Here is a 24675-nt window from a genome sequence, read left to right on the forward strand (position 1 = left end):
GTCTTTTAACCCTCTTCTTCCTCGTATTCCGGTGAGTAGTCCTTGGCTGATACGCCGCCGGACACGATCATTTTCATGATGTCGGCGCTGTTGGCATTCAGCAGGGTGACATTCGCAATCGGTACGATAAACAGCTCCCCGGAAAAGGCATAGGAATGCGGCATATAGACCGCAATATAATCCTTTATGTACAAATGGCTGAGATCGGTTTGGGTGATAAAGCCCAGTTTTTTGACGTCCGACTCGCGGTTAATCGTCACCAGTACGGGCTGATTGAATTTCTTTTTGTCACCTACGAAGGCTGAAATCAGATCTTTGATCGAGTAAAAAATCAGGTTGACCAACGGGATTTTTCGCAGAATACGCTCAGTGAACCTGAAAAAAGATTGGGGAACGACCGTCGAGAAGAAAAAACCCAGCAATAGGATGCCCAAAAGAATGATGAGCATTCCCAAACCGGGAAGGTAGATCGTTTTCTTGGCCGAAATAGGGATGGAAACCGGCAAAATGCCATCCAGCGCCTCCACACCGGTCCAGATAATCAGAATGGTAAAATATAAGGGTGCTACCAACACCAATCCTCGCACAAAGTACCCGAAAATGCGATTGAGGAAAGGGCTGTTCATATGAAGACAATTTTGAATGAGCGAATGAGTGAATTAGTGAATGGAAGTTTAGCTTGCGAAAGCTGCATTCTCTCATCCACTAATTCACTCATTCAAAATTAAAATACGACTGCCTGTCCCTTGGGGTACTTTACCTCGAAACGGATGTCAAAAGTACGGCTTTCGTTGGGTTTTAAATTTACATCCCAGGTTAATTTTCCGGTTTCAGAATTGTACTTTGCCCCGGAAGTCTCTTCCACGCTCACCTCAATGTCGCTGTTCTGCGAGACGGGTACCTGGTCTTCCAGGGTTAGCCGGGCAGCGTCGGACTTCGTGTTGCGCACCGTGATCCTGTAGGTGACCGTTTCACGGATATTACTGCCAATGAAACGTTTACTGCTGAATTCGTTCAGGCGTTCGCGCTTCACGACCACTTTTTTGTCGCGGCCCAGCGATACATTGAGGGTGTCGTTGGTGTTCTGCGTAATCAACTGCGTTTCACCCACGTAGGTTCCCTGAAAATACACGTTTGCCTTACCGTTCAGTAAATTGTATTTTTCCCAGTCTACCAGCTGCGCTACCAGGAAGGCGTCCGTATCGAGTTTCGGAATGGCAAAGTGGCGGTAGTTGGCAGGTACTTCGTGCCGGGCTACATCCACCAACTGCGGCTGTCCGCCCGAGGGGATGTCGTAAGGCAGAGCGATGTCGAAAGAAACTGAAAGGTCGTTGGCGGTAATTTGGGTGTAGTCGGCGGTAGTTTGGACATCAGCCATTGGAGCTCCCAAAGCCATCGGGGCTGTTTCTGCGGGTATCGCCTCCTTCTTGACTACCTCCGACGAAAAATTAACTCTTCCCTTGGATTGCATCCGAACGAGTTTTGGGAAGTCCACATATTGTACGCCAAGCGTGGGCATCATCCCGCCGAGCGCTGGATTGGACGTAGATAGCGTCAGCTTTACATTGTCCCAGTTTTGTCCGGTGTTCTGAAAAACCTCCGCTTTATAGGCCAGGGCTACCGGAGCATTAGTCTCCTTCACCCGCAGATCATAAATGGGCCGCCAGCCCGCGCCATTGACCACGTAAGATAATTCCAGATTTAAGGCCGTGCGGGTCGTGGCTTTGAGGCTCACTTCAATGCCACCGGTGGGACGGTTGCGGCTGTTTTGCCAATTAGAAAGTTGGTTTTTAAAGTTGTTCTCCCGCTGTTGTAGGTCTTTCAGGCGTTCTTTTACTTTAATGGACTTTGCGCCGATGTCGGTCAGTCGCTCGCGGTAGAAGTTGGCCATTTCTTTCAGGTCGGCAACTTTCACTCCCGTGGCCGTCCCGGTTAGCTGCCTGTTGGTTATGATGAGCATTCTTTCCTCTTCCAGCACCGATAGCGAGAGCTGCGCGGCGGCGATGTCGTCCTGCACGGTACGCAGCGAGTCGTCCAATTGCAGAATATTTTTGGGACGGGGCGCATTTTGCAGGTAATTTTGCACGAAACGTACGCCCGTAATCACGGCATCGCCCGATCCTTTCACCTGAATGCTGTTGCGGTCGATACTCAACGGGATGTTGTCGATAATCAGCCGCTGCTCGCCGGAGGGAATGGTGGCCTTCGCAGTGGCGGTCAGCTCAGCCCGATTGAGAAATACCGTGGCGTGGGTCAGGGTAGGGGAGGTAGTTTGCGGGTCAGTACTTTGGGAGTAAGCCGTCAGCACAAAAAAGGTGAGGGCGACAAAAACAATGGTTTTTTTCATGGCATGATAGATTGGGATGAAAACTACTTTTGTAAGGTGTGGTGTTAATGGTAGGTTTGTTTTCAGAGAGAAAAAGACCCCAGATGTTTAAAAAGCAAGGACATTCTTATGTATAAGGCTGACTATTTACAAAAATTCGTTCAAACAATATTTGAAAAAATCGGCTGTCCGCCGAAAGAAGCTCTTTTGGCTTCCGAAGTCCTCATCAGCGCCGACCTGCGCGGTATCGACTCGCACGGCATTGCCCGATTGGCGGGTTACGTGCGGCTTTACGACAATGGCCGCCTGAATCCCTCTCCGCAAGTAAAAGTCGTCCACGAAACGCCCAGCACCGCCACGGTGGATGGCGATCGGGGCCTTGGCCTGGTCGTTGCGCCCAAAGCGATGCAGATCGCGATGGATAAGGCCGACAAGGTTGGCTCGGGCTGGGTGTCGGTGCGCAACTCCAACCATTTTGGTATTGCCGGCTACCATGCCATGCTGGCGCTCGACCGCGACATGATCGGCTGGACGATGACCAATGCTGCCCCGTTGGTGACTCCAACCTTCTCGCTTGACAAAATGCTGGGTACCAACCCACTGGCCGTTGCCGTCCCGACCCGCAACGAACCTCCTTTTGTAGCCGACTTTGCCTCCACCGCTGTGGCGTATGGCAAATTCGAGATACTGCAACGAAAAGGCTTGCCCGCCCCGCTGGGCTGGGCGCAGGACGCCGAAGGCAAGCCGACTGATGATTCCAACGCCGTGAAAAGTGGCGGCGGCCTGCTGCCCCTCGGCTCCGACCGCGAGCATGGCAGCCACAAAGGCTATGGCCTGGGAGCCATCGTGGACATATTTTCCGGGGTACTTTCCGGTGCCAACTACGGTCCCTGGGTGCCGCCCTTCGCCACGGCGGGCTTTATGGCCGCACAGGCGGGCGTTGGCCTGGGCACCGGACACTTTTTGGGGGCTATGCGCGTTGATGGTTTCCGGCCCGCCGACGAATTCAAAAACAACATGGACCGCTGGATCGGTGCTTTCCGCAACGCCCGCGCCATCGAGGGACATCAGGTGCTCATTCCCGGTGATCCGGAACGCGAATCCGAAGCAAAACGCCGACAGGAAGGTATTCCCCTGCTGCCACCCGTGGTAGAATCGTTGGTCGAGTTGAGTAAGCGGTTTTCTGTTAATTTTGAATTAGTGAATTAGTGAATGTCGGAGTAAGCATTTTTCTACAGAGTAGTGAATGTCGTAATTGGTTGTAATCGCAAAAAAATCACAGGTAAGTCATCATACTGCTTAAAGTTGAGTGTAAACCACATTGTCAACTTTCCATTTTCAACTGTCAACTAAATTAAATGTCCCGTAATCTCAAAGTAGGTATTTTCATTACCCTGGCGGTACTTACCACAACTTTCACCTTTTATTTCTGGCAAATATTCAAGACGCCGAATCTGCAGCTTGAAGCGGATCGTAGCTTCGCGCTGCTCATCCCCGAAAATGCCACCTACGAATCGGTCGTGGACACACTTAAAAAGAATCAGGTCATCAACGATGAGATTTCTTTTCGTTTTGTAGCCAAACTGTTAAAGTACCCGGAGCGGGTGAAAGCAGGGCGTTACCTGATCAAGCCGGATGCGACCAACTACACGGTTGTTCAGAAACTGCGTGAGGGAAATCAGGACGCCGTGCGACTCACTTTTAACAACATCCGGCTGAAAAGCGAACTGATCGGGCGCATCGGCCCACGCTTTGAGTTTGGCGAGCAGAAGTTTCGCGAAGCCCTCGGCGATCCCGCCCTGGCCCAGAAGTACGGCTTCGACACGACGACCATCGTGAGTATGTTCCTGCCCAATACCTACGACATTTACTGGAACGTGAGTCCCGAACGCTTCCTTGATCGGATGCACAGCGAGTACCAGAAGTTCTGGACCGACGAGCGGAAAGCCAAGGCCAAAGCGATTAACCTGACGCCCGAAGAAGTATCCATCCTGGCCTCCATCGTGGAAGAGGAACAGGCCCGCAAACCCGACGAGCGTCCCCGCGTGGCCGGCATGTATATCAACCGCCTGCAGGCCGGGATGCCGCTGCAGGCCGACCCGACGGTGAAGTTTGCCCTCGGTGATTTCGCCATAAAGCGTATTTTGACTGCCCAGCTGATGACGCCCTCTCCCTACAATACCTATCGTAATACCGGTCTGCCGCCCGGTCCTATCCGTCTGGCCGACCAGGTATCGCTGGATGCGGTGCTGAATTACGAAAAGCATGACTACACTTACATGTGCGCTAAGGCGGACCTATCGGGTTACCACGCATTTGCCGAAAACTACGCCGACCACCTGGCCAATGCCCGGCTTTACCAGGCAGAATTGAACAGGTTGCAGATTATGCGATAGGGGTACTTTTAATATGGAATGAGTGAATGCCGGACTATTGTTTTCGCCGTATCGCATATTCCGACATTCACTCATTCCGGCACTCCAAATTGACAACGATTATGAACCCAAACCCTACCGCCGACCGCATCCGGGACGCCTTTACTAAAAAGTACCAGCAAACTCACCGCCTCTTCCGCTCACCGGGACGCATCAACCTTATCGGTGAGCATACGGATTACAACAATGGCTTCGTGCTACCCGCCAGTGTTGATAAGGCCGTCTATTTCGCCATTGCTCCCCGGGAGGATAATCTGGTGCAATTAGAGGCCGTGGATTTGGGCGAGACCTATGAATTTCAGCTCGATGATTTGACCAGGCCCGAGCAGCAATGGCCCGTGTATCAGCTTTCGGTTTTGGACCAATTGCAGAAACAAGGTTTGAAAATCAAAGGGTTTCAGGCGTCGTTTGGCGGAGACCTGCCCGTGGGTGCGGGGATGTCATCCTCAGCTGCTTTGGAATGTTGTCTTCTTTTTGCCCTGAACGAGTTGTTCGGATTAGGCCTGGACCGGCTGGAAATCGTGAAGATGGCGCAGCGGGCCGAAAACGAATATGTGGGCATGAAGTGCGGCATCATGGACCAATTCGCGTCGGTATTCGGCAAGGAGCAATCTGTCATTCAACTCGACTGCCGCTCGTTGGAGTACGAGTACTTTCCGTTCCCGATGGAAAAGTACCTGCTGATTCTCTGTGACACCAAAGTGAAGCACTCACTGGCTGATTCGGAATACAACCTCCGGCGCCAGGAATGCGAACGGGGTGTGGAAATCTTGCAGGCACATTATCCCGAAGTAAAAAGTCTGCGCGATGCGACGCCCGCCATGGTGGCCGAACACAAGGACGAAATGGGGCCTACGGTCTATAAGCGCTGTAAATTCATGACGGAGGAAATTCAGCGCGTACAAACGGCGTGTGAGCTGCTCCTTAAAGGAGACTTGGCTGGGTTCGGCGAAAAAATGTATGACACCCACCAAGGTCTGCAGCATGGCTACGAGGTGAGTTGCCCCGAACTGGACTTTCTGGTGGATCAGACCCGGTCCCTTGGCGATGTGGCGGGTGCCCGGATGATGGGTGGGGGCTTTGGTGGCTGCACCATAAACTTGGTGCGGCGCGGCGGGGTCGAGAATTTTGAAAAGTTGATGAAAAAGGCTTATCAGGAGAAATTTGATGTGGAACTACCCTGTTACCGGGTGAGCATCACCGATGGAACCTCCGAAATGACCGCGTGAAGGGGGTAAGAGTATTTTCTCCGCTTCGGGCCCTTTTCCTGCCGAACTTCAAGTTTCCTAAACCATAACTACCCTTTCTCCCATGACTACCAAACTTGCCCAATTGAAGCCCCTGCGAAAGCTCATGCCGATCATGGTCCTGGCGTTGCTCGGTGCCGTATTAACGAATTGTGAAACAAAAAACGAGGAAAATCAAGACATGGAATCCACAATCACAAAAGAGGCTTTCGGCACGTCGGGTGACGGCGAGGCGGTTGATCTCTACACTTTGACCAACGCCAATGGCATGGTAGTGCAAATCACCAACTACGGCGGCATCATTACCAAATGGATGGCTCCTGACAAAGACGGGCAGATGGCCGATGTGGTACTTGGCTTCGACTCGCTGAGCAATTACGTGGCCGGACACCCCTTCTTTGGGGCGCTGGTGGGGCGTTACGGAAACCGCATCGCCAAGGGCGAATTCAAGCTGGATGGGGAAACCTACAACACTTTGGTCAAGAACAACGGACCCAACCACCTGCACGGCGGGACGAAAGGCTTTGACAAAAAAGTCTGGCAGGCCGAGGAAATGAAGGAAGGTTCGACCGTAGGGCTGAAACTCACCACGACCAGCGCCGACATGGAGGAAGGCTACCCCGGCAAGCTCGACGTGACCGTTACATACACATTGACCAACGACGGCGAGTTGAAGATCGACTACCAGGCCACCACCGACAAGCCGACTGTCGTCAACCTGACCAATCACTGCTACTTCAACCTCACCGGCCTGAAGCGGGATGTGCTCGATCACGTCGTGAAAATTAACTCTGATAGCCTGGTCGCAGTGGATGCCACGCTTATTCCTACCGGAAAGCTGATTTCCGTGACCGGCACAGCCTTCGATTTCAGAGAGCCGACCCCCATCGGTGCGCGCATCGACGACGAAAGCGACGAGCAAATCAAAATGGGCGGTGGCTACGATCACTGCTGGGTCATCGACCGCGTTGGCAACAACATGGCGCTGGCTGCGACCGTCTATGAACCCACGAGCGGCCGGGTGCTGGAAGTATCCACTACCGAGCCGGGCGTGCAGTTTTACACTGGTAACTTCCTGGATGGAAAATTGAGCGGTAAAGGCGCCACGTACAGCAAGCGCATGGGTTTCTGCCTCGAAACCGAGCATTACCCCGATTCGCCCAACCAGCCACAGTTTCCATCCGTGACGCTGCGTCCCGGGGAGACGTACAGTACTTCGACGGTTTTCAAGATGTCGGTTCGGAAGTAGTTATCTGTAAGTGTTGATATTGAATTTTTTTATCCCCAACCCGAAATCTCGTTTTCGGACTGGGGATTTTTCTTGCTCAAAAAAAGCTGATTCCGCTATTTGAGGTGGTACGCCTTCATCTGCTTTTGGTTTATTCCAAAGAGTAGTTTGTCGCTTATTGAAAGAATGCTGCGGACATCGCCCGTGAGTCGGAAGCCGGACTGTTTTTGCGGAATGGTGGTAAAGTTGCCTTTTCCGTCGCCTTTGAGCAGAAGACCGTAGTTGGCGTCGTACTTTCCCAGGCGCAACCGCCCCTGACTGGTGTTGCCGCCGAGGATCAGATCCTTCTTGCCATCTTTATCGTAATCCAGCGATGCTACGGCGAACACGGGCGAAAACTGTGCTTCCAGCGGTAGTTCTTTTAATTGAAACTTGCTGCCGGAATTGATGAAACAGGCGGTTTTCAGGTAGTTTGCTTCCAGTTTTCCGGCGTCTTTCAGTTCCCGGTTGGAGAAAAGGTCATTTAGTGTCACATCGGCGTAGCTTTTGTAGTCTGGATAGCGTGCGCCCATGCTACTCATTTGCATCACGAGCTCGTCCCGGGTGATGTAGGGGTAGTTTTTGCCCTGCACGTAAAAACTCAGAATAGGGTCGATGGTGCCGTTACCGTCGAAATCCTTGTAGTGCAGCGCGGCCATTTCTTTGTCGCTGGCCCGTACCTGGGAGTTAAGACCCTGATTTCCTACGATTAAGTCGGGCTTATTATCGCCATTTAGGTCTTCCAGGAGCAGCGTATTCCACCAGCCCTGGTATTCCTTATCAAAGTACTCCTTCGTTTTGTCGGTCAGCTTACGGAACGCCGCCCGGCCGTTTTCCTGGATAAAAACGGTGATGGGCATCCATTCACCCACCACGACCAAATCTGCCTTCCCATCCCCGTTGAGGTCGGCACTGGCGGCATCAGTGACCAGGCCGATTCTGGCCAGCGTTGGCGATATCTCCGCGGTTTGGTTGGTGAACTTCCCTTTGCCATCATTTACCAACAGGTAGCTTTCGGGCGTCTCGGGGTAGCGGCCCGGTACCACGCGGCTGCCCACGAAAAGGTCGGGCTTCCCGTCGCCCGAAAAGTCGCCCGCGCAAACGGCCCCCGTGCTGGTCAGCATTTTAGGCAGGGCGTTCGGGCTGATAGCAAAGTTGCCTTTCCCATCGTTCAGATAAAGCATATCCTGGAAGCGGGCGTCTTTAGGTTCGAAATCCGCGTAGCCGCCGTGCGCTACGTAGAGATCTACTGCACCGTCACCATTGACGTCGAAAAATACTGCGTCCGTCACCTGACCAGCTGCACTGGCGAAGGAAGGGGTACTTTTTTTGCTAAAAGTCCCTCCCTTCTGCTGTAGAAATAGTTCGCTGGCTTGTCCCTTGCTGCCCCCCACGAAGACATCTTCCAGCCCGTCGCCGTTCACATCCGCCTTGACCAGGCACGGCCCGGAGAATGATAGCGGATTAACCAGAAGCGGCTGGCGGTAGAAATCGTTGATTTCCATTTTTGCATCCTGGTGAGCAATAGGGGAGGGTACTTCCTGAAAAAATGCATTCACTTTCTCGCCCCATTTGTAACTACCCGTAGCATCAGTTTCAGAAACCGTCAGTAGTTGATCCACTTTCGGATTTACCAGCATCTGCATTTTGCCCGAAGGCCATACTATCTGCAGCGAATCAATGGTAGTTTTCTCGCCCAGGCCAAAGTGCAGAATCGGCGATACGCTTGACTGATAGCCACGCGTGGGCATTTGTTCCAGGTACTGTTCCTGGTCCCCGCTGTACAAAGTCAGTTGTGTCCCGATGCCCTGCGTATTGGCGCCTTTGCCCTGGGTCTTTATTTTCAGAAAATGATTTTTCGATAAAACATTGGCCTGATTCTGATAAATGAAAGCGGGCAGATTGACATTGTTGACGATTAAATCCAGATCACCGTCGTTATCCAAATCGGCGTAGGCGGCGCCGTTGCTATTCGACGGGCGATCCAGACCCCAGGCGCGGGTGGTGTTTTCGAATTGCAAATCCCGCCCATTCCGAAAGGCGTAATTTGTGAGGTTCGAGGACGGAATCTGGTACACTAGTTCCAATACGTCGGCACGTTTGAGACCCTGCGACTGGTTTTGGGCGTAGTCGCTCATGTGCTTCAGGAAGTCCATGTTGGTGTAGTCGCGCAGGTAGCCATTGGTAATGTGCAGATCCTTCCAGCCGTCGTTATCAAAGTCGGCGAACAGCGCTGACCAGCTCCAGTCGGTATTGGATAGCCCGGCGAGTTGACCAATTTCCTGGAACTGCCCGTTGCCGTCATTGATTTGCAGCATGTTACGCATGTACTGGTGATTGAATCCCAGCCGCACGTTAAGGTCAAACTTCTGGTAGTTGTCGGGTGCCATGAGGAGTTTCTGGCGGCGGTTGCCCTCGGGCAGCATGTCCAGAGTCAGGATGTCCGGACGGGCATCGTTATTAATATCAGCCACGTCGCTGCCCATCGAGAAGTGGGAGGTATGGCCGATGTGGCTATCGAGTTGGTCTGTGAAGCCGCCCTTTTTATCGTTTATGTATAAATAATCAGGTACCTGGTAATCATTGGACACGTATATGTCCGTCCAGCCATCCCCGTTGACATCCGCCACACCCGCACCAAGGCCATAAGAAAGGGCTGAGCTTTGGATGCCCGCCGCCTGAGTCACGTCTTTGAATTTGTTACCATCATTGCGGTACAGTCGGACGCCGTAGGCCGGGTTGTCTTCTTTGAGGACCATTGCCGTACCGAGTTCATTCAGGATGGGCAGCGACTTGGGGTTATGGTTGAGCAGGAACATATCCAGGTCGCCATCCTTATCGTAGTCGAAAAAAGTGGCCTGTGTACTGGTTGATTCACCCGCCAGACCGTATTCTTTGACCTGCTCGGAAAATTTCGGAACGCCTTTTTCGTCCGGACCCTGATTAATGAACAATTGATTGGCCAGGTACTCCGGCGGGTAGTTTCCTGAATAGCAAACATAAATATCCAGCCGTCCATCGCCGTTCACGTCGGCCATCGTCACACCCGTCTTCCAGTTGCCGTCGCGACCCGCTACGCCCGCCGGGGTAGTTGCGTCCTCGAATTTAAGATCTCCTTTATTCAGATATAGGCGATTACCCACCTGATTACCCGAAAAATAAATATCGTCCAGGCCGTCGCCGTTGAGATCGCCCACAGCCACGCCGCCGCCGTTGTAAAAGTACTCGTACATCAGCACATTGCCGTTCAGGCTTTCGGTAAGGGTGTTTTCGAAAGTGACGCCCGTTTGCTCGGGAGCCAGGAGCGTAAAAAGCGGGTTTTCCGGTGCGGCTTCCTCCTGCTTCTCATCAGTTTGTTTCTGACAACTCGATAGTATTCCGAAGCAAAAAAATAAGGCTGTTCCACGCCAAAGTAAGGTATACACCGACATAAGTCCGAAAGGATGATTTCTATACAAAAAATGGTTTTTAAAAATGCAAAAAAGAATCCGGGCCGACAAACTGCCGACCCGGATTCTTTTTTGTAACATCAATAGATGGAGAACATATTATTTTCCATAGCCCGCATTCTGTACCAGCTTGTCGTTCCGGTTAATTTCGGCTTGCGAAATGGGCAGGAAATACAACTTATCATTCCAGGCTCGGTTTTCTTTGCCTGGGTCGATTTCGAAAGGAGTGTACGTGTAATCGTAATTTTCCTTGCTGAATTTATACACGGTTACCGATTTACCCGGTTTCAACGTACCCACGATATTAATCCCGTTTGCCTTACGCCCTAGGGTTGTAGGGGCAATCATCCAGCGGCGGGCATCGTGGTACCGTTGCTCTTCATAAAGCATTTCAATTCGCTTTTCATTGCGGAATTTATCTACCAAAGCGGCACCCGTTGCGGTGATGGCAGGCATACCCGCCCGGAAACGGATTTTGTTTAGCCAAGTACGGGCTTCCTCTTCCTGCCCCAAGTTGATACACGCCTCGGCGTAATTGAATACGGCTTCAGTGTAACGCAGAATAGGCCAGGGGATTTGCTGCCAGGTGTTCTGGTCGACGATAGCGGGGTTTGGATCGGTAAACTTACGGATGTAATAACCAGTGTAGCTGCCGTTCCAGTCCTCGATGGAACTTTGGCGGGTATCAAGACCAAAATGGGTCACTTTCTGACCAGCCGCATTGATTACCTCATAACGACCCGTCTGAATCTGGCTGGCGGGATCTTTGGGAAGGTTGGCGTTGGAGCGAACTTTCCAGGGCGATCCTTCGTGCAAGATTGAAGCTTCAAAGCGAGGGTCACGATTAGCGTAAGGGTCAGCCGCGTGTACGGGATTGCTCCAGCTAAATTTGGTGCCATCCATCATTTCGTAGTCGTCCACCAGTAATTGGATGGGGGTGTTGCCCGCCCAGTTATTGTAGCCATTGGGACCGTTGTAAAGACCCAGGCGTCCGCCATTCTCCTGCTTGGCATTAGTGAAATACCTTGCCATCAAGAGTTCTGTCTGTCCACCGTTACGGGCAAGGGAAATGTCCATGTAGTTCGCGGTTCCCTGCGCTGGTGGGGTAGCGGGGGAAGTTAAGTCCATTTTATATCCCCGATTCAGGTCAACTACTGCCTTGGCAGCGTCTTTTGCTTTCTGCCACCGTTCCGTACGACTGCCACTTACATAGCCAATCAGTTCAGGGTTTGAAAACCCTGAGATCGTGGTGGATTTAGATTTAGCCGTAGGAACATCATGCAAGTCACTGGCTGCATAGGTCAGGATACGAGCCTTGAGCGCAAGGGCCGCTGCTTTGTTCGCCCGGCCATTTGCCATGGTTCTTCCATCCAGTAAGGTGGCGGCCTCGTCACAGTCTTTTACAATGAAATTGACAGTTTCTTCCCAGGTATTGCGGGGTGCCAGATAATCTGCCTCGCCCAGTTCATAGGGCCGATCGATGATGGGAACGCCACCATAATAGCGAGCTAATTGATGATAATAGAATGCCCGCATAAACTTGGCCTCACCCTGCAGGCGTTCCACGATGTTACCGGTGTTTGGAAACTGAGGGTCTGCCAGATTTTTCAGGGCCAGATTCGCCGCTCGTATACGGGAATACATTGCATCCCAACGGAGGTTCGCGCTCACCCAACCAATGTCGGCGGGATTAGAGCGGCCCTCAGTGATTGTTGTTATACCGCGGCCAGGGTGCGTAAAGATGGTTTCGTCGGTCAGAGAAGAAAGCGACTGCTCCTCGAAGCCGCCAACGTTAAAACCTGCGTAGATTTCAGTGACGAAAGCTTCCGCCAGGGCAGCATCTGTCCATACAGCCGACTGCGAGAGTTCGCTAAGTGGCTCGGTGTTGACGAAGTCGTCGTTGCAACTGGTAAAAGTTACCGTCGCTGCGACAAACGTCAATGCCATAATTTTAAATTTTTTCATAATAATTGTGGGTTTTTGGATTAAAAGGTGGCAGTTAAACCGAAGTTCACCACTTTTTGCTGCGGATAATAATATCCCGTATCGTTAGCAGCTTCTGGATCATACGCTTTCATTTTGCTGAAGGTCAACAGGTTTAAACCGTTAAAATACAGCCGAAATTGGCTCAGACCTACTTTGCTGATAATCTCCGATGGGAGTGAGTAGCCTATTTCCATGTTTTTCAGACGGATGTAATCCGTGCTCTGCAGCCAGTAGGTGTTACCATTGGAATAGTATTGGTCACTCCTATTAGCTATACGCGGATGGACGCTGCTTGGATTGTCGATTGTCCAGCGATTGTCGGCAACTTCTTGTAAAAAGTTACCAATGTTGCCGGATTCACCCGTACTTACGTACTGCTTCGCTCCGGCGGCTCCCTGGAATAGCACCGTCAAGTCGAAGTTTTTGTACTGCGCACCCAAATTGATGCCGCCCTGAAACAGCGGGAGGTTGGTGAACTTCTCACGGATCCGGTCATCCGCATTGATCTTGCCGTCGGGTCCAAAGACAAAGTTTCCGTTTTGGTCGCGGCCACCGATGTCCTTATACTTCATGTCGCCAGGACGCAGTTGGTTCACGATGGCTGAATAATCCAAAGTATTTTCAGCGATTTCCGCCTGATCCTTGAATACCCCGTCATACTGATAAAAAACGCCGGTATTGATCGGCTTGCCCGTCGAACGCTGCCAATCGGGGGCACCGGGTGCTTCATCCCAGAAAATGATTTTGTTTTGGGCATAACCACCGTTGATTCCGACGTTGTACTTAAAGTCCTTGATTGCGTTTCTGTAGCCGATGTTGAACTCCCAGCCTCTGTTCTTAACTTCACCAATATTTTCAGAAGGTAAGTTTAGACCCGTACTTTCGGGAACTGATGCATTCCGGAAATAAAGAATGTTGGTCCGATGATTGCTAAATGCATCCAGCTCTACGGTCACTTTGCCATTGAAAAGCTGGGCGTCGATACCAATGTTCGAGTTAGTGGCCACCTCCCAGGTAATATTGGGATTAGGGACGCGGGCTTCGAACAGGGTCTTAGTTTCGTTGCCACCGATGATGTAGCTACGGAAACCATACGTGGACAAGTACTGGTAGGTGGCCAGGGTCGTGGTGTTAGGAATGTACACCTGGTCATTACCCAACTGTCCCACAGAGCCCCGAATTTTAAAGAAGTTGACCGCTGGAACATTGTTCTTCCAGAATCCTTCCTCCGATACGACCCAGCCCAGCATAATACCGGGGAAGAAGCCATAACGGGTGGCAGGGGGGAAAATGTCCGAGCCGTCGTAACGCCACAGAAATTCGGCTATATATTTCTCCTTGTAATTGTAGCCTACCCGACCAAAGTAGTTGATACGGGCCGTGTTGAAGGCACCACCTCCATTGTCCTTCTGCAAATCACCCCCGGCAAACAACTGGTCCAGGGCAGGTGATATGAAGAATCGGCGATAGGCGTTAAAATTGTCGCCCGAGATAGTCTCCCGGTTCATACCCGCCAGAACGTTGAAAGTATGGTTACCGATTACTTTGTCATAAGAAGCCACCCCACCCAACAAAATATTCAGTTGGTTTGAATTTTCAAGGCGTAGGTTAGGTTCGGCGGGGCCGCGCACAGCGGGCACTAATACAGGAGTTGTACCGTCGGCCTCGAAGCCGCTACCCCGCTGGTACAATGTCCAGGGAATCTGCCATGTTTTCCGGAGAAGGCTTCTGGTGTCGATAGCGGCTGTTCCCGTGAATTTCAAACCCTCTACGCCCGGAATCTTGATCTCGAGCGATCCATTGGTCTGCACGTAATCCTGATTATTCTTGTCGTAACCGCTCAGATCAGTCGTGATTACTACGGGGTTTTCACCATTCTCGATGTCGGGTCCGGGCCGTCCGTCGGGCCAGTAGGCCGGCTCTTGCGGTTTACCCCGGTTCAACATCCGAAAAATCGCGCCTGCACTTCTAGTGGGATAAGACCGGGCTTCGCGCCGACCCAGGATGCCCATGTTCACTTTGACATATTTATTGATGGTAGCGTCAAGGTTGATCCGAATATCGTACTGCTTATAGCCTGTGGCAGAATTGATGTAATATCCATCCTGGTTCTGATAGCCCAGCGAGGCCAGGTACTTTAAGCTTTCGGTTCCGCCAGTTAGCTGCACATTATGGCGCGACTGCGGGGAATTGTTCTTAAAAGTTGCCCCGAACCAGTCGGTATCAGGGTGACCCCAGGGATCGGAGCCATCGCGGTACTTCTCCATATCTTCGGGCGTAAAGGGTGCCTTGCGGACTGTGCCATCGGGACGCGTATAAGAACCCGTGGTCTTGTAGGCCTCATTGGCCGCTGCCCACTCCGCTACGGGTAATCCGTAAATGTCAAGGTCGTTCAGCATACCCGTGTAGGTGGCGGCATCAGCCCTCTCGGGGATTACCGTCGGGTTGGCAAAGCCCTGATTAAAAGAGTAAGAAAGCGAAGGCTTACCGGTCTTGCCCCGCTTGGTCGTAATTAAAATAACCCCGTTGGCTGCCCGTGAGCCATAGATAGCCGCTGCCGCATCTTTTAGTACCGAAATACTCTCGATGTCATTAGGATTGATCCGGTCCAGACCACCGGAACGGTTAGGAATGCCGTCGATTACAATTAGTGCGCTATTGTTACCCAGCGTATTGGCACCCCGAATACGGATCGTAGCTCCGTCGGCGCCAGGCTCACCGGAACGGTTCACCACTGTTACGCCTGGAAGTCGTCCCGCCAGGGAGTTGGCCAGGTTGACAGCGGGAGATTTAACAAGTTCGTCGCCCTTCACAGATACGACCGAACCTGTCACGGTTTCCTTCTTTTGAGTACCGTAACCAACCACAACCACCTCGTTGAGTGATTTGGTGTCCGTGGCCAGTTGTACGGTGAGGTTAGTGCGACCATTCAATGCGATTTCCTGGGTGGTAAAACCAATTGAAGAAAGAATAAGTGTGGAATTGGCGCCAGGTGCATTGATGGTAAAGTTTCCTTCAGCGTCGGTGGTCGTTCCCCGTGTGGAGCTTTTGACCACCACGTTCACACCGGGAATCCCGGTTCCGGCTTCGTCGTTAACTTTTCCCGTCACAGTGACATCCTGCGCAAATGCGCCGAATGCTGCCGTCAAGAGGAAAATGAGTGATAACAGCCATATTCTGCCAGGCAGATTGGCCCTGTGGGTAGTAATTTTCATAGGTTAATGTTTAAACAAAATTGGAGTAAGATGGAATTTGCGTGGTTAGCCAGTGGCTAATTATTCGTAGGTTGGGCGGCATAAAAAAACTTTTGCCCTGGGCTGAATAGTGTCACGGTCAAAGCATTCTTATCGAGTTTCACATAGGCGGATGGGTTTGAGAGGTACTCTCAAAAGGAAAATCTACCTCCCTTTTACTAGGGAAGTAGGATTTTTTTTTAAAAGTTTTAAATAAAGCAAATAGGGTGCAGAAAGAGAGGCCCCAAAAGCTGCCATTTCCCCGGCATAATCAATTCGAGCGAGTATGATCAGGAAATCACCTTCGCTGCCAGCTGAATATCGCTTGGACGAAGCCCTGGTTCAGTCAGGGCGGTTCTCAATAAGCAGGATCGGGCAGATTTTGTACCTTTTGAAATGCTTTAAGGCGCGTTTAATGAGGCATTCGGGCACCTGCCAGTTCAACCTATTTTTTTACTTTCGCAGCAACCTGGCTGGAATCTCCCTTCCCGGCTTGCAGAAAGGCGGCAACAGCGGCTTCGTCAAGGCCAGTGACGACATTCAGGTCAGGCCGGGCCTGCCGGAGTTGGGCGATTCCCGCATCCGTCACAGCTGTTTTCCAGACAAAAACATTGCGGATCGTTTTCATGTTGGCCACGCCCTGAAGCCCGGCATCGGTTACTTTGGTGCCGACAAGGTTGAGGTATTCGAGATAGGGGAGTTCTTCAAGGTTTTTCAGCCCGGCATCGGTGACGCCGGTGTACTCCAGATGTAGTTTATTGAGATTTTTGAGCTTGGCGATTTCGCTCAGGGCAGCGTCGGTGATTTTAGTATCACCCAGTTTGAGCCAGATAATTTGTTCAGCCAGCGGCGTCAGCACAGCAACTTTTGAATCCGAAAATTCCGGAGCATTGACCGCACTCACTTCCAGGAAATTCTGTTCGCTGGCCACCGGGTTTACCAGCAGGTTCAAAGATTTGAGCGAAGCCAAAGCCTTCTCGTCAGGTTCGGGTACTTTAAGGCTCAGCACAGGCGACTCGGTAGACTGAGAGCCGCCGGCTTTGGAGTCGGCCGGGGCCTCGCTGAGCGAAGCCAGGGCGGGCTTGATTTTGTCATCGGCCTTCAGGTCGGCCACCTTCTTATCGATGGGAGCGCCCTGGTCGATCCACCATGCCAGCAGGGCAAGCTGGTTGTCGGAGAGCTGCGGCTTTCCTTTGGGCGGCATATGGTCATCGTCTTCCAGCGGTAGAAGGCAGCGTTTAAGCATTTCGCTTTCTTCGCTTTTTCCAGCCACGAAAATTGGTCCATTCTCGCCACCTTTAATTAGGTACTCAAAACTGTCCATCCGTAAGTCGCCCTTTTTCTTGGTGGCGTTGTGGCATTGCGTACAATGGATGCTGAGCATAGGCTGCACAATGTCTTGATAAACAACGGCTTCTTGCACATTGGCGATGGGCTTGATCTCGGTGATTTCCTCGCGCCGCGGTTCCATGCCCGCCAGGCCGCGGAATGGTTCGGGTGTGTAGGCCGTCAAGTACCCTTCGCCATGGGTAAGGCTACCGCCGTGGTGACCGGCCACCATTGTGAGAATGGTGGCGAGGCCAAGAGCGGGCAAGTACACGACACGGCTGACGGGGAGTTTTTTATGGATAAAATCGGACTGTACCGCCCAGGCCACCCACGCAAAAGCCGCCACGCCGATTCCCTGCCACATGTGCTCGTCGAGGATTTCTTCATCGTAGCCGCCGCCCAGTGATAGCAAATAGCCCGCGCCACAGGCAATGGTCGCGCTAATGGCCGACACGAGCAGGATGAGGGAAATCGTTGCGTTACCGATGCTTACTTTGCCGAAGCGTTTTCCAATGGCAAGCAGGGCAGCCAGCAAAAGGAAGCCTATTGGCAAATGGACCAGAACAGGATGGAAACGGCCAAAAAACAGGGCCCAGTCGGATACTTGAAGGAGAAAAATCGAGAGCATGAAAAACGTAAAATCACTAATTGATGCCACAGTAGGCAGCAAGTCTTTCAGAAAGACGAAAAAATCGAATACCTACCCATGACGCCCCTAGGCCAGCACCGGCTTGATCACTTTCCCCGCTACATCCGTCAGCCGGAAGTTCCGGCCCTGGAAAGGATAAGTGAATTCTTCGTGGTCAAAACCCATCAAATGGAGAATCGTAGCCTGCAAGTCATGAACGTGCGTTTTGTCCTTTACGGCGTAATATCCCAGCTCGTCCGTTTCGCCAAAGCTGAAACCCTTCTTGACGCCACCTCCTGCCATCCAGATCGTGAATGCATCCAAATGGTGGTCGCGACCCATGAAGGGAAGTACCTGACCGTTGCGGTTTTCCTGCATGGGGGTTCGGCCAAACTCGCCGCCCCAAACGACCAGGGTCTCGTCGAGCAGACCGCGCATTTTCAAATCCTTCAACAATCCGGCTACTGCCTGGTCGGACTCGCGGCACTTGTCGTGCAGACCGATTTCGATGGCGCCGCTTGCACTCGTGCCGTGCGTATCCCAGCCCCAGTCGAAGAGCTGCACGAAACGGACGCCGTTTTCCACCAGTTTTCGGGCCAGCAGGCAATTCATGGCGAAAGTTCCGTCGCCCGGCTTGACGCCGTACATGTCCAGGATATATTGGGGCTCCTGAGAAACATCCATTACCTCCGGCACGGACATTTGCATCCTGAACGCCATTTCGTACTGGCTGATGCGCGTCAGGATTTCGGGATCCTGAACTTCTTCGTAAGTCTGGCGATTGATTTCGTTGATGGCCTCGATGGTACTTTTGCGAATGTCGCGATTCATGCCGCTGGGATCGCTGACGTAAAGTACCGGATCGCCACCCGTGCGGCACTGCACGCCCTGATAGACACTGGGCAGGAACCCGCTGCCCCACACACTTTTGCCGGCGTCAGGCTGCTTGCCACCGGAGGCGAGTACGATAAAGCCCGGCAGGTTTTGGTTTTCGGAGCCCAGACCATATACCGACCAGGCCCCCAAACTGGGGCGTCCGAGGCGTGGGCTTCCCGTGTGCATCAGGAGTTGCGCGGGAGCGTGGTTGAACTGGTCGGTGTACATTCCCTTGACGAAGGTGATCTCGTCGGCAACTGATTGAAGGTAAGGTAGATAGTTGGAAATCCAGGCGCCCGACTGCCCGTGCTGCGCAAACTTTCCCTGCGGGCCGAGCATCTTGGGTACGCCCTGAATGAAGGCGAATTTTTTCCCTTCCAGAAACTCCGCCGGACAGTCTTTGCCGTGGTACTTTTCCAGTTCTGGCTTGTAGTCGAAGAGTTCGAGCTGGGAGGGGGCACCCGCCATGTGAATGTAAATCACGCGCTTGGCTTTGGGCGCAAACTGCGGCATCCGTACGGCCATCGGGTCGTCGGGGAGGGCCGGCGCGGCAGTTTCGGAGCCGGAAGTACCACAACTGCCCAGTAGCGAACCCAGGCCGATAGCCCCCAAGCCAAATCCGCATTCTTTCAGGAAGTGTCGGCGGGTTTGACGTTGCAGTTCGGCGTGTTGGAATTCTTTGAGCAGGTTATTCATAATCAGTGGATTTTCAGCTACTTTCCCAGTTTAACGGCTATCGGGAAAAGAAAGTTTTTCTGTGATTCTAATCTACAAATTGAAAGCTCTGTTGATTGATTTGTCAGTAGTGACCTCAATCGGTTGATTTTTCAACAGAGCTGGCGTGGTCTTTAATCACGTACCAACTGTTCCCGCTTTTCTTCAGGTCATAACTCACAATCATGCGATTGAAATAAGGCTTGCCATACCGCTCGGGTTCACGGTACACGATTTCGGTAATGGCCATACCCAGGCTGTCAGCAATCTCAGTGGTCAGAATTTTCGTCTCAAAAGTCCAGGTAGTGTCCTGAAACCATTCCTGGTGGTACTTCATGAATTCGTCCACCGTATTGGTGATTTCGGTTTGGGGCAAAATCAGCACCATTTTTCCATCGGGCGAAAGCGTGGATTTCAACGTGGCCAGATCCTTGTTGGCGACCGCGCCGAGGTGCTTCTGCATCGTGGTCCTGAATGCTTCCTCGTTTTCCTGCCGGGCCTGAGGGGTACTGGTGTCATTTTGAGAATTTGACTGACAGGAGCTGAACACAAATAATGTACCCCAACTCAGCATCAGGCCAATGAGAGTGCAACTAGTTGTATTGAGATTTCTGCGCATGATTTTGTCAATTATCCCATCAAAACATGTCATCTAGTATTGCCAGGGAGGCTTCCTCGAGGTGAAGAGTAAGAGATTACCCTATCTTAACCTCCTTCCCCGTCTTGGCGGCTTCGTAAATGGCCTCCACCACTTTAATATCGCGCATGCCCTCTTCGCCCGGAGCAATCAGGGGCTTGTTTTGCATGATGGCCAGCGCATCGTCGTCCATTTGGTTAGCCTGCTGATTGTTGAGCGGGACAGGAATGTTGATGACGCCGCCTGAGTAAGTACCCTTGTTGCCGCTATAAGATGAAAATGGCTCCATCATCAATGTACCCTTCTCATAGTTTACTTTGAGGAAGTTAGAGTTGATTCCGAAGCTGGCAGTACAGTTGGAAAGGGCTCCGCTGGGGAAATGCATCTGATACATGGATGTTTCCTCCACCTCGTGGTAGATTTCGGGACGATTGTTGAAAAAATGCGCCGTCACCAGCATGGGTTCTTCCCCAATCGCATGGCGCGCACCCTGAATGGAATATACGCCCATGTCGCCCATGACACCGCCTCCCATGTCCTTTTTCTGCTTCCAGTGCGTGGTGCGGTTGTCCACATACGCCGCCGCGCAGTTTACCAGGCGCGGTTTGCCCAAAGTACCTTCTTTGGCGAGTTTCATCCAGGCCTGCATGTTAGGATCGTGCAGGTTGCGGTAGCCGATGGCCAGTTTCTGCTTGTTTTTCTCGCAGGCTTCGATCATCGCCTTGCAATCCGCCACGGTAGGGGCCATCGGCTTCTCGCACCAGACATGCTTGCCGGCTTTGGCCGCTCGCACCACGTACTCGCGGTGCATGGAGGGTGGTAGTACCACGTACACCACGTCAATGTCGGGGTTGTTGGCGATTTGGTCGAAGGTCTGGTAGTTGTAAATGTTTTTATCCAGAATCTTATACTTCTCCTTCCAGGCCTCGGCTTTGGCAGGTGTTCCCGTCACGATGCCCGCGAGGTAACAGTTTTTGGTGAGTTGCAGGGCGGGGGCCAGCAGGTCGGTGCTGTAGTATCCCAGGCCCACCAGCGCAACGCCCAGCTTGTCCTTGGCTTTGGTGCGGCCGATCACATAAGGAGAGAAGGCGGCGGTAGCGGCCAGGCCCGCTCCGGCCGTCAGGAAATTACGGCGAGTGTAGAGAGTAGTTGAGTTTTTATCATTCATTGTTTCGCGTGTTTTTCTGGTAAAAGTAAAGTTCATCATAGTCTTACTATGTCTGACTTTTTTCGGAATAGCTGTTAAAGTGGTTTTTTATAAGAAATAAATATTTTTTTGCAGTAAAAGTAGAAATAGTATTTATTGTCGCTTTAACACTAATACATAAACCCGTTTCAACTATGAAAAGAAAATTTCCTCTCAAAAACCTATTGACCTTGGGGTTAGCGCTAATGCTAAGCTTTACAGGCGTGGCTCAAGTCAGCCGTGTGTCTGGAACGGTGACAGCCGCCAAAGACAATCAAGCTTTACCGGGCGTTTCCGTGCTGGTCAAAGGGACCAATACGGGCACGACCACCGATGCCGATGGTAAGTTTTCCGTGAATGCTGTGCAGGACGCTACGCTGGTATTTAGCTTTATCGGCTATGGTACCAAGGAAGTACCTCTGAACAACCGTTCCATGGTGGACGTGACGCTGGACGAAAGCTCCACTGCGCTCAACGAAGTAGTCGTGACTGCCCTTGGTATCAAGAAAGAGTCCAAGAAACTCGGCTATTCTACCACGACTGTCGGCTCGGAAGCCATCACGGTCAACCGGACGCCCAACTTTATCAATACCCTGCAGGGTAAAATCGCGGGCGTGAATATTACCAGTCTGGGTACCGGGCCGGGCGGTACTTCCAAAATCCGCATCCGGGGCCAGTCGTCGTTTTCGGGCCAGAACTCACCGCTTATTGTGGTAAACGGTGTACCCATCGACAATACCAACTTCGGTACCAATCCCGGTAACCAGGCATCGGATGGTGCCATCGCCGTGCGAGGCGGGGGTAATACCTCCGACGGCGGCGACGGCCTGAGCAGCATCAACCCCGACGACATCGAGAGCATGACGGTACTGAAAGGTGCCACGGCGGCGGCCCTCTACGGCTCCCGGGCCAAGGACGGGGTCATCATGGTCACGACCAAAACGCGCGGCGATGGCCGGGGCATTGGTGTTAGCTACAACTCCAACTTTACAGTCGATACACCTCTCGATTTTACGGACTACCAATACGAATATGGACAGGGCGAGACCGGTATACGGCCCACAACGCCAAACCCGACTTCGGGACAATGGTCGTTCGGCGAGAAAATCGTACCCGGTATGACACAGGTACTGTTCGACGGCGTGACCGTTCCTTATGAGGCACAACGGAACGTCATTCGCAAGTTTTATCGTAATGGCACCAACTTCAATAACACGCTTTCGCTTTCGTCAGGCGGAGATAAAGGCGGGTTCAACCTGTCGCTGGCCAACATGGACAACAAGGGCATCATGCCCAACAATACTTTCAACCGCAAGACGGTCAACCTGGGTTTTGCCTATGATCTTTCCAAGCATCTCAGCGTGACGGGCAACATCAACTACTCCAACGAGTACAACAAGAACCCGCCCGTAGTTGCCGAGCAGGACAACTCAGCCCCGACCTCGCTGATGAACATGGCTAACACTATGCCGCTGGATCTGCTGGACGAGAAAAAGTACAATGCCGATGGCGATGAGTTTGTCTATTCCCGTTTCCGGAACCGCACCAACCCCTATTGGGTGCTGGCCGAGCAAATGCAGAACATCCGCCGTGACCGGATTTTCGGCAATATTGCCGTTCGTTACAAGTTTACCGACTGGCTCTACGCGCAGGTACGGGTAGGGCAGGACTACTGGTCGCGTGACCAGGACTACACCAACCAACCGACCGGCAAGGCTTCATTGGGACCTGCGCCCGAAGGGTTTGTCAACGGCATCTACACGCAGGAAGCCCGGCGTTTCCGCGAGATTAACAAGGATTTTCTCATCGGAGCCAACCGCAAATTCGGCGTTTTCGGGGTGGATTTGACGCTGGGAGGCAACCAGATGTCGCGCCGCGCCGACCTGAACAGCGTTCAGGTCACCGACTTTGTCGTTCGGGATCTGTACACGGTGCAGAATGGCCGGGTGAAGGACCCTTTGTACAGCTTGTCGGAGCGGGCGGTCAACTCCCTCTACGGGGCCGCCGAATTTTCGTACAAAGATTTTCTTTATATAAACGTCACCGCCCGAAACGACTGGTTTTCGACACTGGCCCCTGCCAACCGCAGCATCCTGTATCCATCCATTTCGGGTAGTTTTGTATTCTCTCAGGCATTGGCCGATATCCTCAACTGGCTGAGTTTCGGTAAGGTACGGGTCGCCTACGCCGAAGTAGGTAGCGATACCGACGTTTCGCCCTACTCCAACAACCTTTTCTACGGGATCAACGCCAACCTGTTCCCCAACGTAGCGGGCGCCGCCCAGCCCGTGGGCAACATTACGAGCTCCACGGTACCCAACGCCAATCTGAAACCTATGCGGACGAGTGAGTCCGAAGTAGGTCTGGAACTGAAAATGTTCAACAACCGCGTGGGAGTGGACTTTGCCATGTATCGCAAAATCACCGAAGACCAGATCGTGGCCGCCCAGATTTCCAACGCTTCCGGCTTCAGTACTACACTTATCAACAGTGGCCGCAGCCGAAATCAGGGATTGGAATTGCTGCTGAATTTCGGCATCGTGCGCAGCAATGATTTCAGTTGGGACTTTACCTTCAATGGTTCATATAACGAAACGAAGGTACTCAGCCTGTTGACCGACACCCCGGGTGAGCGAATCACGGTGGGTACGCACGTCTTCAACGGTGAACTGCGGCAGGTGGTGGGCGAGCCGATGGCTTCGCTTTATGGCTTTGGCTATCTGCGCAATGATCAGGGCCAAATCGTATACAGCGGAAACGGCGTCGCCAAGCGTACCCCGTCTCTGATTTCATTCGGTTCGGCCATTCCCAAATGGGTGGGCGGTTTTACCAATACCCTGAATTATAAAGGGATCAACCTTTCATTCCTGATCGACTTCAAGCTGGGCCACAATATGATGTCCGGTACCAACTTCAATGCCACCCGCCACGGCCTACATAAGCAAACACTGCCAGGCAGAGACCAGGGTGGTATCGTCGGGGAGGGCGTGAATGAACAGGGCGAACCCAACACCGTGAAGGCACCGGTGCAGCAGTATTGGGAAGTGGTGCGTTCGCTGGCTCTGGTGGAGCCAATCATTTATAACGCTGGTTTCTGGAAATTGCGCCAGGTCACGCTGGGTTACGATTTCTCGAAGTACCTCCCTGCCAAATCGCCACTCAAAGGCTTGCGCCTAAGCTTCGTGGCCAACAACGTGCTGATGCTCAAAAAATGGGTGCCTAACATCGATCCTGAGTCATTCGGCTACGGTTCAGACAACATCGTGGGCCTGGAATCAACGGGACTACCCACGACCCGGAGCATGGGCTTTAACCTGAATGTTAAGTTTTAAAATCAATTTGGAATTAGTGAATATCGGAAT

Annotated in this window: 14 protein-coding genes; 5 read left to right on the forward strand and 9 right to left on the reverse strand. The window is 52.3% G+C overall.

Annotated features, from left to right (window positions below; translation table 11 throughout):
• Positions 1-5 precede the first annotated feature (5 nt).
• Entirely contained in the window at positions 6-626 is a 621-nt protein-coding gene (locus IE117_RS06225; RefSeq protein WP_189563443.1) for a DUF502 domain-containing protein, read from the reverse strand.
• A gap of 98 nt (positions 627-724) precedes the next feature.
• Entirely contained in the window at positions 725-2347 is a 1623-nt protein-coding gene (locus IE117_RS06230) for a DUF4139 domain-containing protein (protein WP_189563444.1), read from the reverse strand.
• Between the two features lie 108 nt (positions 2348-2455).
• Between IE117_RS06230 and IE117_RS06235 the strand changes: the two genes are divergently transcribed.
• From IE117_RS06235 to IE117_RS06250, 4 genes are all read left to right on the forward strand, one after another.
• Positions 2456-3535 carry an Ldh family oxidoreductase gene (locus tag IE117_RS06235; RefSeq protein WP_189563445.1) on the forward strand — a complete coding sequence of 360 codons (1080 nt, stop codon included), beginning with the start codon at positions 2456-2458 and terminating at the stop codon, positions 3533-3535.
• 149 nt (positions 3536-3684) lie between these two features.
• A complete protein-coding gene (gene mltG, locus IE117_RS06240; RefSeq protein WP_189563446.1) occupies positions 3685-4722 on the forward strand; it encodes an endolytic transglycosylase MltG in 1038 nt (345 codons plus the stop codon).
• 101 nt (positions 4723-4823) lie between these two features.
• A complete protein-coding gene (galK, locus tag IE117_RS06245; protein WP_189563447.1) occupies positions 4824-5990 on the forward strand; it encodes a galactokinase in 1167 nt (388 codons plus the stop codon).
• A gap of 82 nt (positions 5991-6072) precedes the next feature.
• On the forward strand, positions 6073-7257 hold the full coding sequence (locus tag IE117_RS06250; RefSeq protein WP_229580408.1) for an aldose epimerase family protein: 1185 nt from the start codon (positions 6073-6075) through the stop codon (positions 7255-7257).
• 95 nt (positions 7258-7352) lie between these two features.
• Here the strand turns inward: IE117_RS06250 and IE117_RS06255 are convergent, their stop codons facing one another.
• From IE117_RS06255 to IE117_RS06285, 7 genes are all read right to left on the reverse strand, one after another.
• On the reverse strand, positions 7353-10706 hold the full coding sequence (locus IE117_RS06255) for a VCBS repeat-containing protein (RefSeq protein ID WP_189563448.1): 3354 nt from the start codon (positions 10704-10706) through the stop codon (positions 7353-7355).
• Positions 10707-10823: 117 nt separating this feature from the next.
• Entirely contained in the window at positions 10824-12689 is a 1866-nt protein-coding gene (locus IE117_RS06260) for a RagB/SusD family nutrient uptake outer membrane protein (RefSeq protein ID WP_189563449.1), read from the reverse strand.
• Positions 12690-12709: 20 nt separating this feature from the next.
• Complete coding sequence (locus tag IE117_RS06265) at positions 12710-15925, reverse strand: SusC/RagA family TonB-linked outer membrane protein (protein WP_189563450.1); 3216 nt, start codon at positions 15923-15925, stop codon at positions 12710-12712.
• Positions 15926-16388: 463 nt separating this feature from the next.
• Positions 16389-17900: a c-type cytochrome domain-containing protein gene (locus IE117_RS06270; protein ID WP_189563451.1), complete on the reverse strand. Its 1512-nt coding sequence runs from the start codon at positions 17898-17900 to the stop codon at positions 16389-16391.
• 87 nt (positions 17901-17987) lie between these two features.
• Positions 17988-19472 (reverse strand): DUF1501 domain-containing protein, encoded by a 1485-nt coding sequence (locus IE117_RS06275; RefSeq protein ID WP_189563452.1) that lies wholly within the window; start codon positions 19470-19472, stop codon positions 17988-17990.
• Between the two features lie 115 nt (positions 19473-19587).
• A complete protein-coding gene (locus tag IE117_RS06280; protein WP_189563453.1) occupies positions 19588-20109 on the reverse strand; it encodes a YybH family protein in 522 nt (173 codons plus the stop codon).
• A 76-nt stretch (positions 20110-20185) separates the two neighbouring features.
• Entirely contained in the window at positions 20186-21295 is a 1110-nt protein-coding gene (locus IE117_RS06285) for a Gfo/Idh/MocA family protein (protein WP_189563454.1), read from the reverse strand.
• A gap of 173 nt (positions 21296-21468) precedes the next feature.
• On the opposite strand from IE117_RS06285, the gene IE117_RS06290 reads away from it, so the two are divergent.
• Positions 21469-24645 (forward strand): SusC/RagA family TonB-linked outer membrane protein, encoded by a 3177-nt coding sequence (locus IE117_RS06290; protein ID WP_189563455.1) that lies wholly within the window; start codon positions 21469-21471, stop codon positions 24643-24645.
• Positions 24646-24675 lie beyond the last annotated feature (30 nt).

The organism is Persicitalea jodogahamensis (assembly GCF_014651615.1).
Taxonomy (GTDB): Bacteria; Bacteroidota; Bacteroidia; order Cytophagales; family Spirosomataceae; genus Persicitalea; species Persicitalea jodogahamensis.